This is a genomic window from Sphingobacterium sp. BIGb0165, assembly GCF_024810095.1.
Taxonomy (GTDB): domain Bacteria; phylum Bacteroidota; class Bacteroidia; order Sphingobacteriales; family Sphingobacteriaceae; genus Sphingobacterium; species Sphingobacterium detergens.
In genome coordinates this window covers 370,582-388,574 of record NZ_JANUEB010000001.1, presented here as the reverse complement: position 1 = coordinate 388,574, position 17,993 = coordinate 370,582, and the positions used below count along the sequence as shown (strand labels likewise).

At 39.5% G+C, this 17,993-nt stretch carries 10 protein-coding genes; 5 read left to right on the top strand and 5 right to left on the bottom strand.

The window, feature by feature from the left end:
• The first annotated feature begins 35 nt into the window (after positions 1–35).
• The 3 genes from smc (at position 36) to ppk2 (ending at position 5,569) form a co-directional block, all read left to right on the top strand.
• Positions 36–3,578, top strand: a complete 3,543-nt coding sequence (gene smc, locus M2408_RS01660) for a chromosome segregation protein SMC (protein ID WP_259178685.1) — start codon at positions 36–38, stop codon at positions 3,576–3,578.
• Positions 3,579–3,749: 171 nt separating this feature from the next.
• Positions 3,750–4,112 (top strand): hypothetical protein, encoded by a 363-nt coding sequence (locus M2408_RS01655; RefSeq protein ID WP_259178684.1) that lies wholly within the window; start codon positions 3,750–3,752, stop codon positions 4,110–4,112.
• 647 nt (positions 4,113–4,759) lie between these two features.
• The gene (gene ppk2 / locus M2408_RS01650) at positions 4,760–5,569 is read left to right on the top strand and encodes a polyphosphate kinase 2 (protein ID WP_259178681.1); all 810 of its coding nucleotides are present in this window, start codon (positions 4,760–4,762) and stop codon (positions 5,567–5,569) included.
• A 74-nt stretch (positions 5,570–5,643) separates the two neighbouring features.
• Here ppk2 and pckA read toward each other — a convergent pair whose 3' ends face one another.
• Positions 5,644–7,260: a phosphoenolpyruvate carboxykinase (ATP) gene (gene pckA, locus M2408_RS01645; RefSeq protein ID WP_259178679.1), complete on the bottom strand. Its 1,617-nt coding sequence runs from the start codon at positions 7,258–7,260 to the stop codon at positions 5,644–5,646.
• A 245-nt stretch (positions 7,261–7,505) separates the two neighbouring features.
• Between pckA and M2408_RS01640 the strand changes: the two genes are divergently transcribed.
• Complete coding sequence (locus M2408_RS01640) at positions 7,506–8,342, top strand: MBL fold metallo-hydrolase (protein ID WP_259178678.1); 837 nt, start codon at positions 7,506–7,508, stop codon at positions 8,340–8,342.
• A 105-nt stretch (positions 8,343–8,447) separates the two neighbouring features.
• Here the strand turns inward: M2408_RS01640 and M2408_RS01635 are convergent, their stop codons facing one another.
• The 4 genes from M2408_RS01635 to rpe all read right to left on the bottom strand — a co-directional run bounded on the left by M2408_RS01635 (position 8,448) and on the right by rpe (position 15,625).
• Positions 8,448–9,320: a hypothetical protein gene (locus tag M2408_RS01635; RefSeq protein ID WP_259178677.1), complete on the bottom strand. Its 873-nt coding sequence runs from the start codon at positions 9,318–9,320 to the stop codon at positions 8,448–8,450.
• A gap of 177 nt (positions 9,321–9,497) precedes the next feature.
• Positions 9,498–11,765, bottom strand: a complete 2,268-nt coding sequence (locus M2408_RS01630) for an aconitate hydratase (RefSeq protein WP_259178676.1) — start codon at positions 11,763–11,765, stop codon at positions 9,498–9,500.
• 51 nt (positions 11,766–11,816) lie between these two features.
• Positions 11,817–14,579 (bottom strand): bifunctional aconitate hydratase 2/2-methylisocitrate dehydratase, encoded by a 2,763-nt coding sequence (locus M2408_RS01625; RefSeq protein ID WP_259178675.1) that lies wholly within the window; start codon positions 14,577–14,579, stop codon positions 11,817–11,819.
• A gap of 365 nt (positions 14,580–14,944) precedes the next feature.
• Positions 14,945–15,625 carry a ribulose-phosphate 3-epimerase gene (gene rpe / locus M2408_RS01620; RefSeq protein WP_259178674.1) on the bottom strand — a complete coding sequence of 227 codons (681 nt, stop codon included), beginning with the start codon at positions 15,623–15,625 and terminating at the stop codon, positions 14,945–14,947.
• Between the two features lie 152 nt (positions 15,626–15,777).
• Here rpe and M2408_RS01615 point away from each other — a divergent pair, with 152 nt between their 5' ends.
• Positions 15,778–17,895, top strand: a complete 2,118-nt coding sequence (locus tag M2408_RS01615) for an HD family phosphohydrolase (RefSeq protein WP_259178673.1) — start codon at positions 15,778–15,780, stop codon at positions 17,893–17,895.
• Positions 17,896–17,993 lie beyond the last annotated feature (98 nt).

Here is a 17,993-nt window from a genome sequence, read left to right as displayed (position 1 = left end):
TCGCAAGCTTATAACGACAAACAAATTTGGTATAAATGCAGTTAACCAAACTAGAAATAAAGGGATTTAAGAGTTTCGGAGACAAGATCACGATCAACTTCAATGACGGTGTTACCGCGATTGTTGGACCAAATGGATGTGGAAAATCCAATGTGGTGGACGCAATACGCTGGGTACTTGGTGAACAAAGTACAAAGATGCTACGTTCTGATAAAATGGAAAACATTATTTTTAACGGAACAAAGAACAGAAAACCAGCTAATCTTGCGGAAGTTTCCCTGACCTTCAATAATAACAATAATATCCTCCCAACAGAATTCTCTACTGTTACGGTAACACGTAAACTATTCCGAAATGGGGATAGTGAGTATCGTTTGAATGATGTAAAGTGCCGTTTAAAAGATATCACGGATTTATTTTTGGATACCGGAGTCGGTGCCGATAGTTATTCCATCATCGAGTTGAAAATGATCGATGAGATCATCAATAACAAAGACAATTCGCGTAGAAATCTTTTTGAGGAAGCATCCGGTATTTCAAAATATAAGGTGCGCAAAAAACAGACGCTAACAAAATTAAAAGATACGGAAGCCGACCTCAGCCGGGTAGACGATTTACTCTATGAGATCACAAAAAATCTTAAATCGCTAGAAAATCAAGCTAAGAAAGCCGAGAAATATACCCTCCTCAAGCAGGAATATCGCCAAAGCAGCATTGACCTCGCTTATTATAGAATTGCGGATTTCTCGACTGAGCTTGATCGACTTCAAACACAGGAGTCTAAAGTTCAAAAAGACGCCGCTAATTCCCAGCAATTGATTCTCAATGCGGAGACTGAACTACAATCACTGCGTCAGGTAAATTTAGAGCAGGAGAAGAACCTTTCTGTACAACAAAAATCCACACAGGAATTTGTCAACAAAATCCGTGGCTATGAGTCTGAAAAGAAGATCAAAAATGAGAAAGTAAAAAATCTTCAGGATAAAGAAAATCGATTAAATCTTGATGTCAATAGCGACAAGCAACAACTTAATCACGTCCTTTATACCATTAAAAGACTGAATGAGGAGCTATTTGATGAACAGAATAAACTTGATTCACTCAAAGACAACCTGGAATCCAATAAATCTGAGGTAGATGCCCTGAGGGGTCAACAACAATCTGCCAAGGGGAAATTGGATATCTTCAACAAAAGCAATGCTGAACTACAGGCTAAAATTTATAAACTTGAGAAGGATCTCGCCGTTTTTAATATCCAAAAAGAAGCCCTTCTTCAGGAAGCTGTCCGCAATAGTGTGGATACCGAATCGAAAGAAGCAGAATTACTGCAATTTAACAGTGCTGTGGCGGAATTGGAAGGTCGTGTCGAAGCGCAGCAGTTGCAGTATGATTCGGCCAATCAACTGGAGGAGGAACTGCAAACGCAGATCCTTCAATGCCAGACAAATTTAGAGGAGTTTAAAGCACAACTTGCGAAAGACCTTAGATTGGTCGATGCCAAACAGAATGAATATAATCTGACAAAATCCCTTATTGACAATTTAGAGGGTTTCCCAGATTCCATTCGATTCTTGAAGAAAAATGCAGGTTGGAAAAAACAGCCACCTCTCTTCTCCGATGTGTTATTTTGCCAGGAAGACTATCGTGTTGCGATTGAAAACTATTTGGAACCGATCATGAACCATTATGTTGTCGAGACGCAACAAGATGCCGTTCAGGCCATCCAGTTATTGAGCGACGCCGCAAAAGGCCGTGCCAATTTCTTTGTTCTGGATGCCATAGATACAGCCGTTAAACAGCCCCTTCCTCCACATGACAATCTCATGTCCGCCTTGGATGTGATCACTGTGGATGAAAAATATAAAGCGCTTTGTACCCTACTCCTTCAGCATGTATATATTTTAAAGCAGGAAGGCGAAAAGGAAATGGAGCAGAAGCTTCCCGAAGCAGGACAGGTTATCCTACAGAAGAATGGCCGTTACGCCAAACATCATCTGGGCCTTTCAGGCGGATCGGTTGGATTATTCGAAGGAAAACGTATCGGTAGAGCGAAAAACCTAGAGGTTCTCTCACAGGAAATTAAAGCGCTTAATCTGGAGATTGCAAAGCTTGAAGACAAAATAACGGCTGAAACAGCGCGTGTGGAGACTTTGCGTAGCAACTCACAAAAAGAACTTATTGATGAACTACGTTTTCAACTGAACAGGCTCAACAATGAGTTGATTACAGTAAAAACCAAACAGGAGCAATATCAAGCTTTCATCAACAATTCGCAAATACGGAAAAAAGATATCCAGGAAAAAATAGCGACTATCGAGTCGGATCTTACGGTTGCCGAACCTCAGCTTCAGGAATTACGTGTAGAAAAAGATCAAAGTGTAACTGAACTTTCCGAATTACAGGATCAATTCCATGAAATTTCAGAAATATTAAACGAAAAATCCATCTCCTATAATCAGGAAAATATCAGTTATCATCAACAACTGAATAAAGTCGCTAATATTAGCAAGGATCTCGAATTCAGAGAGAGCCAAAAAGATGATCATGAAATCCGTATCGAGCGAAATAGTATTGAACTCGTTGAAGTACAGGAAGCATTGCGAACTACGATTCCATTTGAGGACGAAGAAGATGCAGATCTTATTGCTATGTATGAGCAGAAGATTTCATTGGAAGACGGACTAAAAGAGCTAGAGGAAACGTATTATGCGGACAAGCAACAGATCAATAATCTGGAAGATTCACTGACTCAGCAACGCCGTTCAAAAGAACAGAGTGACTTTCTTGTCGGTGAGATTAAGGATAAGAAAACTGCCTTACAAATTGATCTCAATGCGCTAAAAGAACGCCTTTCGGTCGAATTTAATATCGAATTGAAAGATCTGATCGAACGTGAGGATGTACCGGAAATAGCCGAAGATCAGTCCAGTTTAGCGACAAAATGTAGCAAACTCAAAAAGCAGCTCGATGAGTTTGGCACAATCAATTTAATGGCCAAAGAGGCCTTTGATGAGATGAATGAGCGTTATGACTTTATCAATAAGGAAAAAGCAGATCTGATTGAAGCAAAAGGCTCATTAATGGCAACAATCAAGGAAATAGATGATACGGCGAAGGTGCAGTTTATGTTTACCTTCAATGCTGTACGGGACAATTTTGTTAAAGTATTCCGTTCGTTATTCAATGAAGAAGACAGCTGTGACCTGATTTTGACTGATCCAAGCAATCCATTGGATTCGGATATTGATATCATAGCTCAGCCAAAGGGAAAACGCCCATTGTCAATCAACCAGCTTTCAGGTGGTGAGAAAACCTTGACCTCAACGGCATTGTTATTTTCATTGTATCTGTCAAAGCCGGCACCTTTCTGTATTTTTGATGAGGTGGATGCTCCACTGGATGATACCAATATTGATAAATTCAACAATATCATTCGTGATTTTTCCAAAAACTCACAGTTTATTGTTGTATCCCACAATAAGAAAACAATCGCAAGTACAGATATTATCTATGGCGTGACCATGGTCGAACAAGGTGTATCGCGTGTAGTTGCAGTAGATTTAAGGGAAGTAGCTTAGCATTATTTTATTTAAAAGAATAGGAAAGCCCTGCAAGCAAATTGTAGGGCTTTTCTTATACCTAATCATATTCCCACCTTTAAATTAGACTTTTTGAGTAACCTGAATAAGTAAATATTAGGATAAATGAACTTTATTTTTTAATTTCTAGCCATTATCAACGATTAAATTATGAAATTATTAGCTGCGCTATTGACCTGCGCAATATTACAGTCCTGCCAGGTAAACAACCTAGGCAAAAAAGATAAACACACATTGTATATAAATACGGTGGTCCCAGCACATAAATTCTTAAAGATTTCAACAGAGAACGCGAGCACATTTTCTATCGATGCCGCCAATAAATCGAGTAATACGATAGCGTTAGCGACTGATACCAGTGAAATCATCATGAAAAAAGGCAAAAAATATTCCCTGAACATCGGTCAGAAAGGAAGCGTGTCCATCAAAAATCCATCCGGGCAGGAAGTTGGCGTAAAGCTAAAAGTCTATAATCACTCTTCGAAAATTATCCAACATATGGATAACCTATAAACGGATAATCTATAATAGGCCTGACTTTATATTTTTAATTATTAGGGGGCATTTATCCTTCACTAAAAAACCATTCTGATTAATCAAAAAGTAAAAAGCCCAGAGTGGGGAACTCTGAGCTTTCGTTAGCCATATATTAACCTATTTTATGAAAAGTATTTGAAATTAAAACGACACATATTTCAATTAATTATATGATTACCATTCCTTTAACATTTTTTAACATTTATACAATATACGATCCTACCCTATCGTATATTCATGTATAATTACGAGTCAAGGCTGTTCACCAGAGAGCTAATCGAATATCTGAAAACGATTCAACACAGTATATGATCTTACCTTATGGAATGTTCATAGCCAGTTCAAAGTCTTTACCTGGAGAACTAATTTGGATGCCTGAAAAACTTTGCTGCATAAAAACAAAAAAGCCCGAAGTTGAGAACTCCGGGCTAACCTAACCAATTATTAACCTAAATTTATGAAAAGTCCAATTCTTAATCAAAGCATCCTTTTGCATTGCTTTTCCTTATAACGTTGGCTTCTGGATCAATATTACATGTGCTGGTCTGATTTATTTCAATTTTGACATTTTTTAACAATTCAATAAGTAACTTTAGGTGAACGAACTTGAAAAACCAATTAATATGGCAGAATACGATTTAAAAGAGCTTGAAAAAATCCGTCAAAACAAAGATGTTCTTGACTATTTAGAGCAACATGGGATTTTGGAAATCAAAAAATTTAACGATGTCTATGACTATGAAAAAGAGCTCTATGATCTACAGGTTACCTTGCTCAAATTACAATATGATATCATTGAAAAAGGGAAACGTGTTGTCATTATATTCGAGGGAAGAGATGCCGCTGGAAAGGGAGGTACAATTGGTCGGGTGACCGAACATTTAAATCCCAAAAAGGTACGTGTTGTGGCATTACCGAAGCCAACTGTTGAGGAGAATGGTCAGTGGTACTTTCAACGGCATATCAAGCATCTACCCAATGCGGGTGAAATGGTCATCTTCGACCGTAGTTATTATAACCGTGCTGTGGTAGAGCCTGTATTTGATTTTTGTACAAAGGAGCAGCATGAATTATTCATGCAACAGGTACCGGAATTTGAAAAGCAATTGATTGATGATGGTATTATCCTAATTAAGCTGTTTCTGAGCATCAGTAAAGAAGAGCAGGCGGAGCGCTTAAAGGAGCGACAAGAAGATATTCTAAAACGCTGGAAGGTTGGGGTTTTGGATCAGCAGGCACAAGAAAAATGGGATGTTTATACGGGTTATATTGAAAAACTCTTTAAAACGACCGCCACCAAAAAGTCGCCTTGGTTTGAAATCGACAAAGACAATAAAAAGAAAGCCCGCTTAGCAGCTTTTCGAATAATTATCAATGTAATTGCCGGAAACGAACAGGAAAAATTGGATTCTTTTGTGAACAAACACAATTAAAATGCATCTATAACAAAGCCTTCAAAAAGACAATGTCTTTTTGAAGGCTTTGCTCGCTAATTAATGCGGTACTTTTAAACGAGTATTATCGTAGCGATCCGAGGACCAGCCATCTGTACCGACGCTGGCATTGAATGATCAAATTTTTCGAAATTTTCGATAAACAATTTTGCCAATCGTTTGGCTTGCATGTCATAGGCTTCATTATTGTTCCATAATCCCCTAGCATCCAGAATCTGTTCGGGAACATATTCGCCACAGCTGGTCGGATAATCCAATCCAAAAATCTCATGCTTATTAAATTGAGCCTCCAATAGTGATCCATCCATTGCAGCACGAATTAGCGCTCTTGTATAGTTTAGTTTAATACGACGTCCGATACCATAAGGCCCTGCAATCCAACCTGTATTAACCAACCATACTTTGATCTTGGGATTTTGCTCCAGTTTGGCCCGTAGTAACGCAGCATACTTCGCTGGGTGTAAAGGTAAGAATGCTTGCCCAAAACATGTTGAGAAGGCTGCAGTAGGTTCCTTCACCCCTACTTCGGTACCTGCTACTTTTGCGGTATAACCACTCACAAAATGATAGACTGCCTGATCTACTGTTAACAATGAAATCGGGGGCAATACACCAAAGGCATCCGCAGTCAGAAAGAAAATATTTTCAGGTGCATGACCTATTCCCGTCATCTCAGCGTTTTCCATGAAATCGATCGGATAGGAAACCCGCGTATTCTCCGTTTTACTGATATTGTCATAATCTGGCCGATCAAACTCATCTAGGACAACATTCTCAAGCAAGGAACCAAAACGGATAGCATGATAAATCTCTGGTTCTTTTTCTTCTGTAAGTCCTACGCATTTTGCATAACAACCACCTTCAAAGTTGAAAATCCCCTTCTCGCTCCAACCATGCTCGTCATCACCGATCAATTTCCTGTTTTTATCCGCCGATAATGTGGTCTTACCCGTTCCGGAAAGTCCGAAGAATAAGGCTGTTTTACCATCTTTGGAGGTATTCGCCGAACAGTGCATAGATAGTACATTATGTTCATGCGGTAAAATAAAATTCAAGATGGAAAAGATACTTTTCTTGATTTCACCTGTATATCCCGTCCCCGCAATCAACACCATTTTTTTTGTAAAATCAATGGCTACAAAATTTTCGTTACGAATACCGTAGTGTTGCGGATCCTCGATAAGTAATGTCGGCGCAGCTAGTATTGACCATTGCGGCTGAACATCGATATCACCCACAGATCTCAAAAACAAGTTGTTGGCAAAAATACTTTGATAAGCTGTTTCCGTGATAACACGAATGGATAATTGATATGCTGGGTCCGCCCCTGCCGCACAATCCCGAACGTAAATTGTTCTGTTACTCAAATGTGCAGCAACCTTTGAAAATAATGCATCAAAATTGGCCGGGGTCATCGGCTGATTGATTTCACCCCACCATACTGCATCCTTAGTCCAGGAATCCTCAACCAAAAAGCGGTCTTTGGGGGATCTTCCAGTAAATTTTCCTGTATCAGCGGCTAATGCTCCAGTGTCAGACAGTCTTCCTTCTTGATTCGCCAAAGCATGTTCGACCAACTCTGAAACAGGTAATTGATAAAATACATTTCCTGTATAATCAATTTTCAAATATTTCAAATCAGGCGCGTTTCCAATGTTACCCTTTTTCATATTTTTTGTTTGTTTTAAAATGTGCCCAAAGTTAAAGGCAAATTTCGCTAAAAACAAAACTTAATTATCTAAAAATCAGGCTTATTGTATAAAAAACACAAAACCAATAAGCTAACTATCAGTTACTTATAAAGGTAAAATAAATTAAACTTTTTAGCATATTTTTTTAGCACAATCCGTTCGTGTACCGTCCATATAATTTATATTTTTCGTAAATTGTTCCAAGCTTTACAAATATTAATAAGATGAAATTACATGCGATAGAAACAGGCTTCTTTAAATTGGACGGCGGTGCCATGTTTGGAGTGGTTCCCAAAAGTATCTGGAATAAAACAAATCCTGCTGATTCCAACAATATGTGCACATGGGGCAATCGTTTACTCCTCATTGAGGAAGGTAACAGATTAATGCTGGTGGACACAGGCCTTGGCGATAAACAAAACGAAAAGTTCTTCAGTTATTACTATTTGCACGGTGATGCGACATTAGATAAATCGCTTAAAGCTATTGGCTTTGACAGAAACGATATAACCGATGTTATCCTGACGCATTTGCATTTTGACCATTGTGGTGGTGCGATTATCCGTGAAGGGGAAAAATTATCTCCTGCTTTTAAAAATGCAGACTTTTGGAGCAATAGTGACCATTGGGCCTGGGCTACAGACCCCAATCCGAGAGAGAAAGCATCGTTTCTAAAAGAGAATATCCTTCCTATTCAAGAAAGCGGCCGATTGAAATTCGTTGAAGATAGCGAGGATCCATTTGGCAAGGACATCGGTATTCGTTATGCCAACGGTCACACCGAAGCGATGATGTTGCCACAGATTCAATATAAGGGAAAGACGGTGCTTTATATGGCAGATCTCTTGCCCTCTGTTGGTCATATCCCGATCCCTTATGTCATGGGTTATGATGTAAGACCGCTAATCACCATGGAAGAGCGCAACAGCTATTGGAATGAAATCGTCGAAAATGAATACATTCTCTTCTTTGAGCATGATCCGATTAATGAATGCTGTACCTTACAACATACGGAGAAAGGAATCCGCGTAAAAGACATCTTTAAATTAAGCGATATTTAGGAAGACATCGATTAGCTATAAAATGATCCTGTCCGCCGACTGACCTATCATAAGAAAGGGGATGTTTTGACATCCCCTTTCTTATGATAGTATAAATTGAAATCGTTAGAATCTAAAGCCCAAAGCCCAATAGTTTTCAAAAAACCAGATCTGTTGTGTTGCTTTGTCAACACCTCTTCTACCTGTTGTGCGAATATTGTACAAATCCGTCCAGCCTGTTTTAAAATTTCCCTGCAAGTAAAGTCCTTTATAAAAACGGTAGTGTAAGCCTACTTTTGCCGAAGCACCATATCCTGCGATATTCCAGAAGTGGTTACCACCTTCACCAAAAAGATGTACATCCGAACGCGGAATCAAAAGTCCTACATCAACACCAGACTCCATGGTGAGTACCTGTTGACCTTTACGGTTGTTGATGATATCATCGTATCGCTCCAACCCTACCGAGGCAAAATTGTAGCCATCTGTATGTTCAAAAGTTAACATTGCAGAATCCACGGTGATCATGTCACCCTTATATTGTCCCGCACGATTTCCGGTCGGTATGCCAGGCTTTGAGATTTCATCACCAATATAACCTGTGATCTTAACCTGTTGTGGAATATCCACAACATATTTCATATGATCCCAGCCTAAGGAAATGGAGTAATTGTCCTTGATATAATAACCGAAATGCAGATTAAATTGTGGAATAGTCAAACGACTGGGGTCAAAATAAGTCGATCCAAATTTCGTCGGGCGATCCCCCGCTTTTACATCATGGAGGATGAAATCATAATTTGGACCTGTAAAATGTATATCAGATTTTGCGTAAGAAGAAAAGTTATACCCCCAAAAAAAGAAAAACTTCCCTTTATTACTTTCTGTCCTTAAATTCCTTGGTTTAAAAATGCTTTTTCCTATTTCTGGATTTTCCTGTGCAAATAAACTCGAAACACTTAATGCAAGTGCTCCAATCGTCAAAAATATTTTTCTCATATCGGCGCTAAAAACGTTGGGCAAAAGTACCCTCATTCTATTTTATAACCAAATAAATTATATGGAAATTAGGAAAATATGACGAAGATCACAGAAATGTTTTCCAGCTAGGAGCTTGCATAAAAAAAGCTGCTTTCGAATGAAAGCAGCTTTTAACTAAATTTTTATGGAATCAATTTATTTCGCTTGATTCTTACGGATGATATTCAAAGCACCACCGGCTTTAAACCATTCGATCTGTTGTGCATTATAGGTGTGGTTTGCCAAGATCTCCTCTTGCGTTCCATCTGCATGGTGCAAGACAAGGGTCAATGGTTTACCAGGAGCAAACTCAGTCAAGCCTAGGATATCAATCGTATCATTTTCTTGAATTTTGTTATAGTCATCCTTATTCGCAAAAGTTAAGCCCAACATACCTTGTTTTTTCAGGTTCGTCTCGTGGATACGGGCAAAAGATTTAACCAATACTGCGCGGACACCCAAATGACGAGGTTCCATCGCAGCATGCTCACGGGAAGACCCTTCACCATAGTTCTCATCCCCTACCACAATTGACCCGATGTTATGTGCTTTATAGTCACGTTGCGTTGCCGGAACAGGACCATATTCACCTGTCAATTGATTCTTCACGTTATCGGTTTTCTCATTGAAAAAGTTAACCGCACCGATCAGCATATTATTGGAGATATTATCTAAGTGACCACGGTATTTCAACCAAGGACCAGCCATAGAAATATGGTCCGTCGTACATTTACCTTTTGCTTTGATCAATAATTTCAAACCTTTTAAGTCTGTACCTTCCCAAGCTGCAAAAGGTTCCAACAATTGGAGACGATCTGACGTCGGTGCTACATCGACAACGATAGCACTACCATCCGCTGCAGGAGCCTGATATCCCGGATCATCAACAGCAAATCCTTTTGTTGGTAATTCATCTCCCACAGGAGGATCCAACTTCACCTGCTCACCTTTATTGTTCGTTAATGTATCCGTAACAGGGTTAAAGCCCAAATCACCGGAAATTGCAATTGCAGCAACCAATTCTGGCGAAGCAACAAATGCATAGGTATTTGGATTCCCATCCGCGCGTTTTGCAAAGTTACGGTTGAACGAGTGAACAATCGTGTTCTTCTCTTGTTTGTCCGCACCCACACGATCCCACATACCGATACATGGACCACAAGCGTTGGTGAATATCGTTGCGTTAAGATCTTCGAATGTTTTTAATAATCCATCACGATCCGCTGTAAAACGAACCTGCTCAGAACCCGGGTTGATACCAAATTCAGCTTTGGTGATCAATCCTTTGTCAACAGCTTGTTTCGCAATAGAAGCGGCACGCGACAAATCCTCATACGAAGAGTTTGTACAAGATCCGATCAATCCCCACTCCACTTTCAATGGCCAGCCATTCTTATCAGCCTCTTCGCGCATGCGTGAAACTGGTGTATATAAATCTGGCGTAAATGGACCGTTCAAGGAAGGTTCCAGCTCCGAAAGATTAATTTCGATCAATTGATCAAAATATTGCTCCGGATTAGCATAAACTTCAGCATCGGCGGTCAAGTGTTGTTTGATGGTATTGGCCGCATCCGCAACTTCAGCACGACCTGTCGCACGAAGGTAACGCTCCATGGACTCATCGTAACCAAATGTTGAGGTCGTGGCACCAATTTCAGCACCCATATTACAGATTGTACCTTTACCTGTACAAGATAAGGACTCAGCACCTTCGCCAAAATATTCAACGATTGCACCAGTTCCTCCTTTTACAGTTAAGATACCAGCAACTTTTAGGATCACGTCTTTTGCAGCAGCCCAACCACTCAATTTACCAGTTAATTTAACACCGATCAATTTGGGGAATTTAAGCTCCCAAGGTAAACCCGCCATCACATCACAGGCATCAGCACCACCTACACCGATGGCAACCATACCTAGACCGCCGGCATTTACAGTATGCGAATCCGTACCGATCATCATACCACCTGGGAATGCATAGTTTTCCAATACAACCTGGTGGATAATACCTGCTCCCGGTTTCCAGAAACCTATACCATATTTATTTGAAACAGAGCTCAAGAAGTTAAATACTTCCGAACTTTCGTTTTTAGCACGAGCTAAATCTTTATCTGCACCTTCTTTCGCCTGGATCAAGTGATCACAGTGAACGGTAGAAGGAACTGCTACCTTTGGACGTCCAGCCTGCATAAATTGCAATAAAGCCATTTGTGCAGTTGCGTCTTGCATCGCTACACGATCAGGAGCAAAATCAACGTAAGAAACGCCGCGCTTGTAATCCTCTATCGCATTACTATCCCAAAGGTGGGCATATAAAATTTTCTCAGATAAAGTCAAAGGTTTGTTCACCACCTGACGAGCCGCAGCAATGCGCTCATCATAACGGCTGTACACCTTTTTAATCATATCTACATCAAAAGCCATATCTCTCTTATTTATGTTATTTAATTAAGTTACTGAAACCCTGATAGCTTTTTATTTTGTCGGAATAGGCGCAAATTTAGTTAAGTTAATGCCTTCGACAGCAGCTTTGTATTCTTCAATATTAGGAATACGGCCTAAAATAGCTGAAAGTACAACGACAGGTGTAGATGCCAATAAGGATTCTCCTTTTTTACCATCTCTATCCTCTACGACACGGCCTTGAAACAAACGTGTTGACGTCGCCATCACCGTATCACCTTTAGCAGCTTTCTCTTGGTTACCCATACAAAGGTTACAACCAGGACGCTCCAGGTACATGATATTTTCGTATTCTGTACGGGCAGTGCTTTTCGGCAATGCATCACTGAACTCAAATCCAGAGTATTTTTGCAAAAATTCCCAATCGCCTTCAGCCTTCAACTCATCAATGATATTATACGTCGGAGCTGCAACAACCAATGGTGCCTCAAAAGTAACAACACCTTTTTGCTGTTCGATATTCCGCAACATTTTCGAAACGATTTTCAAATCGTCCTTGTGCACCATACATGAACCTACGAAACCTAAATCTACCTTTTTGTTTCCACCATAGTAAGAAAGATCACGAATGGTGTCGTGTGTATAACGCTTAGAAACGTCTGCGTTATTTACATCTGGATCCGCAATCATTGGTTCTTCGATAAGATCCAAGTCAACGACAACCTCAGCATAGTATTTCGCATTGTTATCTGGTGTCAACGCTGGTTTAGCGCCAGATCTGATTTCTTCGATACGCTTGTTCGCTTTATCGATCAAACCTTGCAAAACGTTATTTTTATTTTCCATACCCTTATCAATCATGATTTGGATACGGTTTTTAGCGATTTCTAAAGATTCAATTAATGTATCATCCTGCGAAATACAGATGGATGCTTTTGCTTTCATCTCCGCTGTCCAGTCCGTAAAAGTAAAGGCCTGATCGGCAAGTAATGTACCGATATGAACCTCAATGATTCTACCTTGAAAAACGTTTTCTCCAGCGAATTGTTGCAACATCTGCGCTTGTGTGGCATGTACAACATCACGGAAATCCATGTGTTCCTTCATGCTACCTTTGAAAGTAACTTTTACAGATTCAGGAATCGGCATCGAAGCTTCACCTGTAGCCAATGCCAATGCAACAGTACCCGAGTCAGCTCCAAAAGCAACACCTTTAGACATACGAGTATGAGAGTCGCCACCAATGATGATTGCCCATTCGTCAATCGTAATATCATTTAATACTTTGTGGATCACATCTGTCATGGAGTGATAAACGCCTTTTGGATCGCGTGCTGTAATCAAACCAAAATCGTTCATAAATTTCATCAATTTTGGAATGTTCGCTTGCGCTTTCTTATCCCAAACAGATGCTGTATGACAACCTGATTGATAAGCACCGTCAACCGTAGGAGCAATTACTGTAGCAGCCATTGCTTCCAACTCCTGTGCAGTCATTAAACCTGTCGTATCTTGAGAACCGACAATATTCACTTTCACGCGAACATCGGAACTAGCATGCAATACTTTGCCTGGTGTTACACCTACCGCGTTTTTGTTGAAGATTTTTTCTACAGCAGTTAAGCCTTGACCTTCAATGGTGATTTCTTTCGAAGGAGCAAATACCGCAGGTGCTTGGATACCTAAAGTTTGTGCTGCGAAAGTTTGGATTTTTTTACCAAATACGATAGCATAAGAACCACCAGCTTTGATAAACTCCATTTTTTGTGGTGTCAATGCCTTTGAAATATCAATTAGCTCCTGCTCACCATTATATAATTTTTTTGTTTTTGTATTGATGGTTAATACAGTACCTGTAGCTACAGAATAAACCTCCTCTAAAATAGGCTCATTTTTATCATTGCGAACAACGTTTCCGTTTTCATCAACTTTCTTCACCCAGTTTTTAAGATCGATACCGATACCACCTGTAACATCTACTGTCGTCAAGAAAATTGGCGAAATGCCATTCGTACCACCTACAATTGGCGCGATGTTTACAAAAGGAACATAAGGACTAGCTTGTTTACCGGTCCATAAGGCCACATTATTTACACCTGACATCCGTGAGGATCCTACACCCATTGTACCTCTTTCGGCGATCAACATCACACTTTTACCTGGATGTTGTGCTTGTAGGTCCTGGATTTGTTGTTGTGCTTCTGGTGTAATCATACATTTACCGTGCAATTCACGATCAGAACGCGAGTGCGCCTGGTTACCTGGAGATAGTAAATCTGTAGAGATATCACCTTCACCTGCGATAAAAGTAACTACCTGAATTTCTTCAGTTACTTCAGGAAGTTTCGTGAAAAATTCAGCTTTTGCGTAGCTTTCCAAGATATCTTTTGCGATAGCATTGCCTTGTTCATAAGCGTCCTTCAAACGAGCAGTATCTGCATCATATAAGAAAACCTGTGTTTTAAGTACTTCCGCAGCTTGACTTGCGATCGCAGCATCAGCACCTAAAGCAAGATCCAATAATACGTTGATAGAAGGTCCACCCTTCATATGAGACAATAGCTCAAAAGCAAAATCAGGTGTAATTTCAGCAAGGACTGATTCACCCAGAATAATTTCTTTTAAGAACTGTGCTTTAACACCAGCTGCAGGGGTTGTGCCCGGCAAGGTATTATAGATAAACAATCTTAAAGATTCTGCTCTATTTTCATTGTTTAAATCTTTAATCTGAGCTATTACTTCACTTAGTAATTCTGCTCCGTCAATAGGCTTAGGATGTAATCCTTGGCCTTCTCGTTCTACAACCTCTTGTACGTAATCGTTGTAAATACTCATAGATATCAATCTTTCTATTTTAAGGGTAGTTCAGCAGATATACTCCTATCTTCCTACACTACCGTGTCTGTAATATAATTAAGCGAATATATAACGTCTGTAGCCTTCCTACATTAAATTATAAATTGCCCGTTCAGTTCGCATTTTTAAGTTGATTCATTTACCGTAAATCAACTATATTGACTAAATACAAAAATAGTGAAAATCCAACTTTAAACGCATGCATTCCATTTATTTAAATCAATTTGGAATTGTTCTAAACAGAACTTATGCAATCCAGCCATTTTTTTTTGAAACTATTTTTTTGCCTTATCCATCCAAAAAAAAAGAGGTGATTTATTTTACTAAATCACCTCTTCCTATCTTTATATATTTTCTATATTTATATCTATATCTTTCAGCGATTTAATGGTATCCAAAGGCGCAGCAGCATTGAATACAAAAGAACCTGCAACCAATACATCTGCACCAGCTTTTAACAGTTGAGCAGCGTTAGCAGTGGTAACTCCCCCATCAATTTCGATCAGCAATCCATCATTGACACCATTAGCCATTGCACGGAGTTCCTGCACTTTGGCATACGTATTTACAATAAACTTCTGCCCGCCAAATCCAGGATTGACAGACATCAGACACACAAGGTCCAGATCAGCCAAAACATCTTTCAAAAGCGCTACAGGTGTATGCGGGTTCAATGCAACCCCAGCTTTACAGCCTAACTCCTTGATAGCCGCTAATGTGCGGTGCAGATGTGTACAAGCCTCATAATGTACAGTAATTATTTCTGCTCCTGAATCCTTACATACCTGTAAATAACGATCAGGATCAACAATCATCAAATGTACATCCAATGGTTTGGTGGCATGTTTCGCAATAGCTTGCATAACGGGAAATCCAAACGAGATATTCGGCACAAAAACGCCGTCCATAATATCGATGTGAAACCAATCAGCCTCACTATTGTTTACCATGATGATATCATCGTATAATTTCGCGAAGTCTGCAGCAAGAACGGATGGTGCAATTAGATGTGATTTTGTTGACATGTTGTGTTTTTTCTGCAAAGATAACAAGTATTTTCCGTTCAACACAGCATTCCCCACATTTAACATGATTCAAATCGCATCCGGCAGAATCCACAAAAAATAAATTATAACTACATTTGTATATTAACTTTATATAAAAAACATCGTTCACTGTGGGAAGATTAAAAATAAAATATAAAAGAGAATTAAACACGACAGAAAATCTCATCCGAAAAATTGGACTAATATTGATCACCATCGTTCTGATCTGTATTTTTCTTCCCAAACAACCGCGATTCCGTTATGAATTCCAAAAAGGGAAAGTATGGAACCATGAAAATTTAATATCACCTTACAATTTTGCGATCCTGAAGACGCAGGAGGAGCTCAATGCGGACAAAAAAGGTATATTAAATACAATCCAGCCAATTTATAACGCCAATACGACAACGAGCAAAGAACAGATTGATCAGTTCAATACCGATTTGTCCGAAAAATGGCAAAGCAGCAAACTCGACACGACACACGAAAATATAAACGATTACCGCAGTGCCGGAAATGCAATATTAAATCACCTTTATGGAAAAGGGATACTCTCCTTGAATAACCGGTTTCAAAACCGTAACAACGAAAAATCACCGGCTTCAAAACATTATAATTTTACGTTAATACAAGATAAAGTTGCCTCACAAAAAAACACGGCTGATTGCTATACCATCGAGAGCTCCTATGGCTATATGGACGAATTAATGCCTAAGCTGACCAAAATAAAACAAAAAGGCTGGCTAGAGGAAACATTAAAAAACTATATCACGATTAATTATATTTATAACGACCAGCAGACCGAAGCATTGGAACAAAATGCCATCACCAATATATCCGCTACCCGAGGTGTTGTCCAAAAAGGTGAACTGATCGCTGAAAAAGAAAAGATTATATCCAATGAGACTTACCAAAAACTAGAGTCATTACGTAAGGTATACGAAGACGAGGGAAAAATAAGTGGAAATCAAAACTATGTAACCCTAGGGCAATTTCTCATTATATCCCTTGCTCTCTCCATACTCATGGTATTTCTGTTTCTTTTCCGTAAAGACATCTATTTCAACAACCGGTTATTGATGATTATCATGATCGTCATCATCGGTATGCTTGCTGTACTTTCCTGGGCTATCAAGATCAAAATACCTAATCTATACTATATTCCATTTTGTGCGGTCCCCATTATCATCCGTATCCTATTTGACACAAGGGTCGCACTGAATATCCATCTATTGATGGTTCTTTTGGCTGGACTATTTGTACCGAACAGTTTTGAGTTTGTATTTTTACAATTTATGGCGGGCATCGTCGCGATATACAGTATCAAGACATTGGTCAAGCGGGAACAGTTGTTCGTTTCATCAGCGATCATCCTCGGGACATACTGGGTCGCTTACATTGGATTAGTAGTCACAAGAAATGGCTCTATTGACACCATTTACTGGACAGATCTCCTTCCCTTCCTGGTTAGTGTCATGATCACTTTGCTCGCCTATCCGATGATCTATGCCTTCGAGAAACTTTTTGGCATTGTTTCTGATTTAACCTTGATGGAGCTTACCAATAGTAACTCCAAATTATTGCGGGAACTTTCCTTTAAAGCTCCGGGTACTTTTCAGCACTCCTTACAGGTAGCTAATCTGGCGGAGGCCGCAATTTATAAAATTGGAGGCAACCCCCTATTGGTTCGCGCCGGCGCCCTGTACCATGACATCGGTAAATTGACCAATCCGCAATTTTTCATTGAGAATCAAAAAACAGAGAAAAATCCACATGATGAACTCTCTCCGGAGCAAAGTGCACAGATCATCATCTCCCATGTCATCAAAGGTGTCGATGTCGCCAAGAAACATCAGCTTCCCGAGGTTATCCTTGACTTTATCCGAACACACCACGGTACCACCCGTGTGGACTATTTTTACAATTTATTTGTTAAAAACAATCCAGACAAACTCGTGGACGAATCTTTATTCACCTACCCCGGTCCCATCCCTTTCTCTAAAGAAACGGCAGTACTAATGATGGCCGACTCTGTTGAAGCTGCATCCAGAGCTTTAAAAGAACCCTCGGAGGAGTCCATAAATAATCTGGTTGATAAAATAATTGAGCACAAATTGATGCGCGGACAGTTCAACAATAGTAATATCACATTGAAAGATATCACCGAATCGGCCGTTATTTTCAAGGCTATGCTCAAAAGTATCTACCATGTTCGGGTGGATTATGATTTGAGTAAAAAAACAATGTAATTTTAATTGCTAAACAACAAATTGAAATTCAAATGCTTATTGTAACGTTACGTTTTTTTTGCATTTTTTTTGATATTTAGGCTTTGCAGATTCAAATA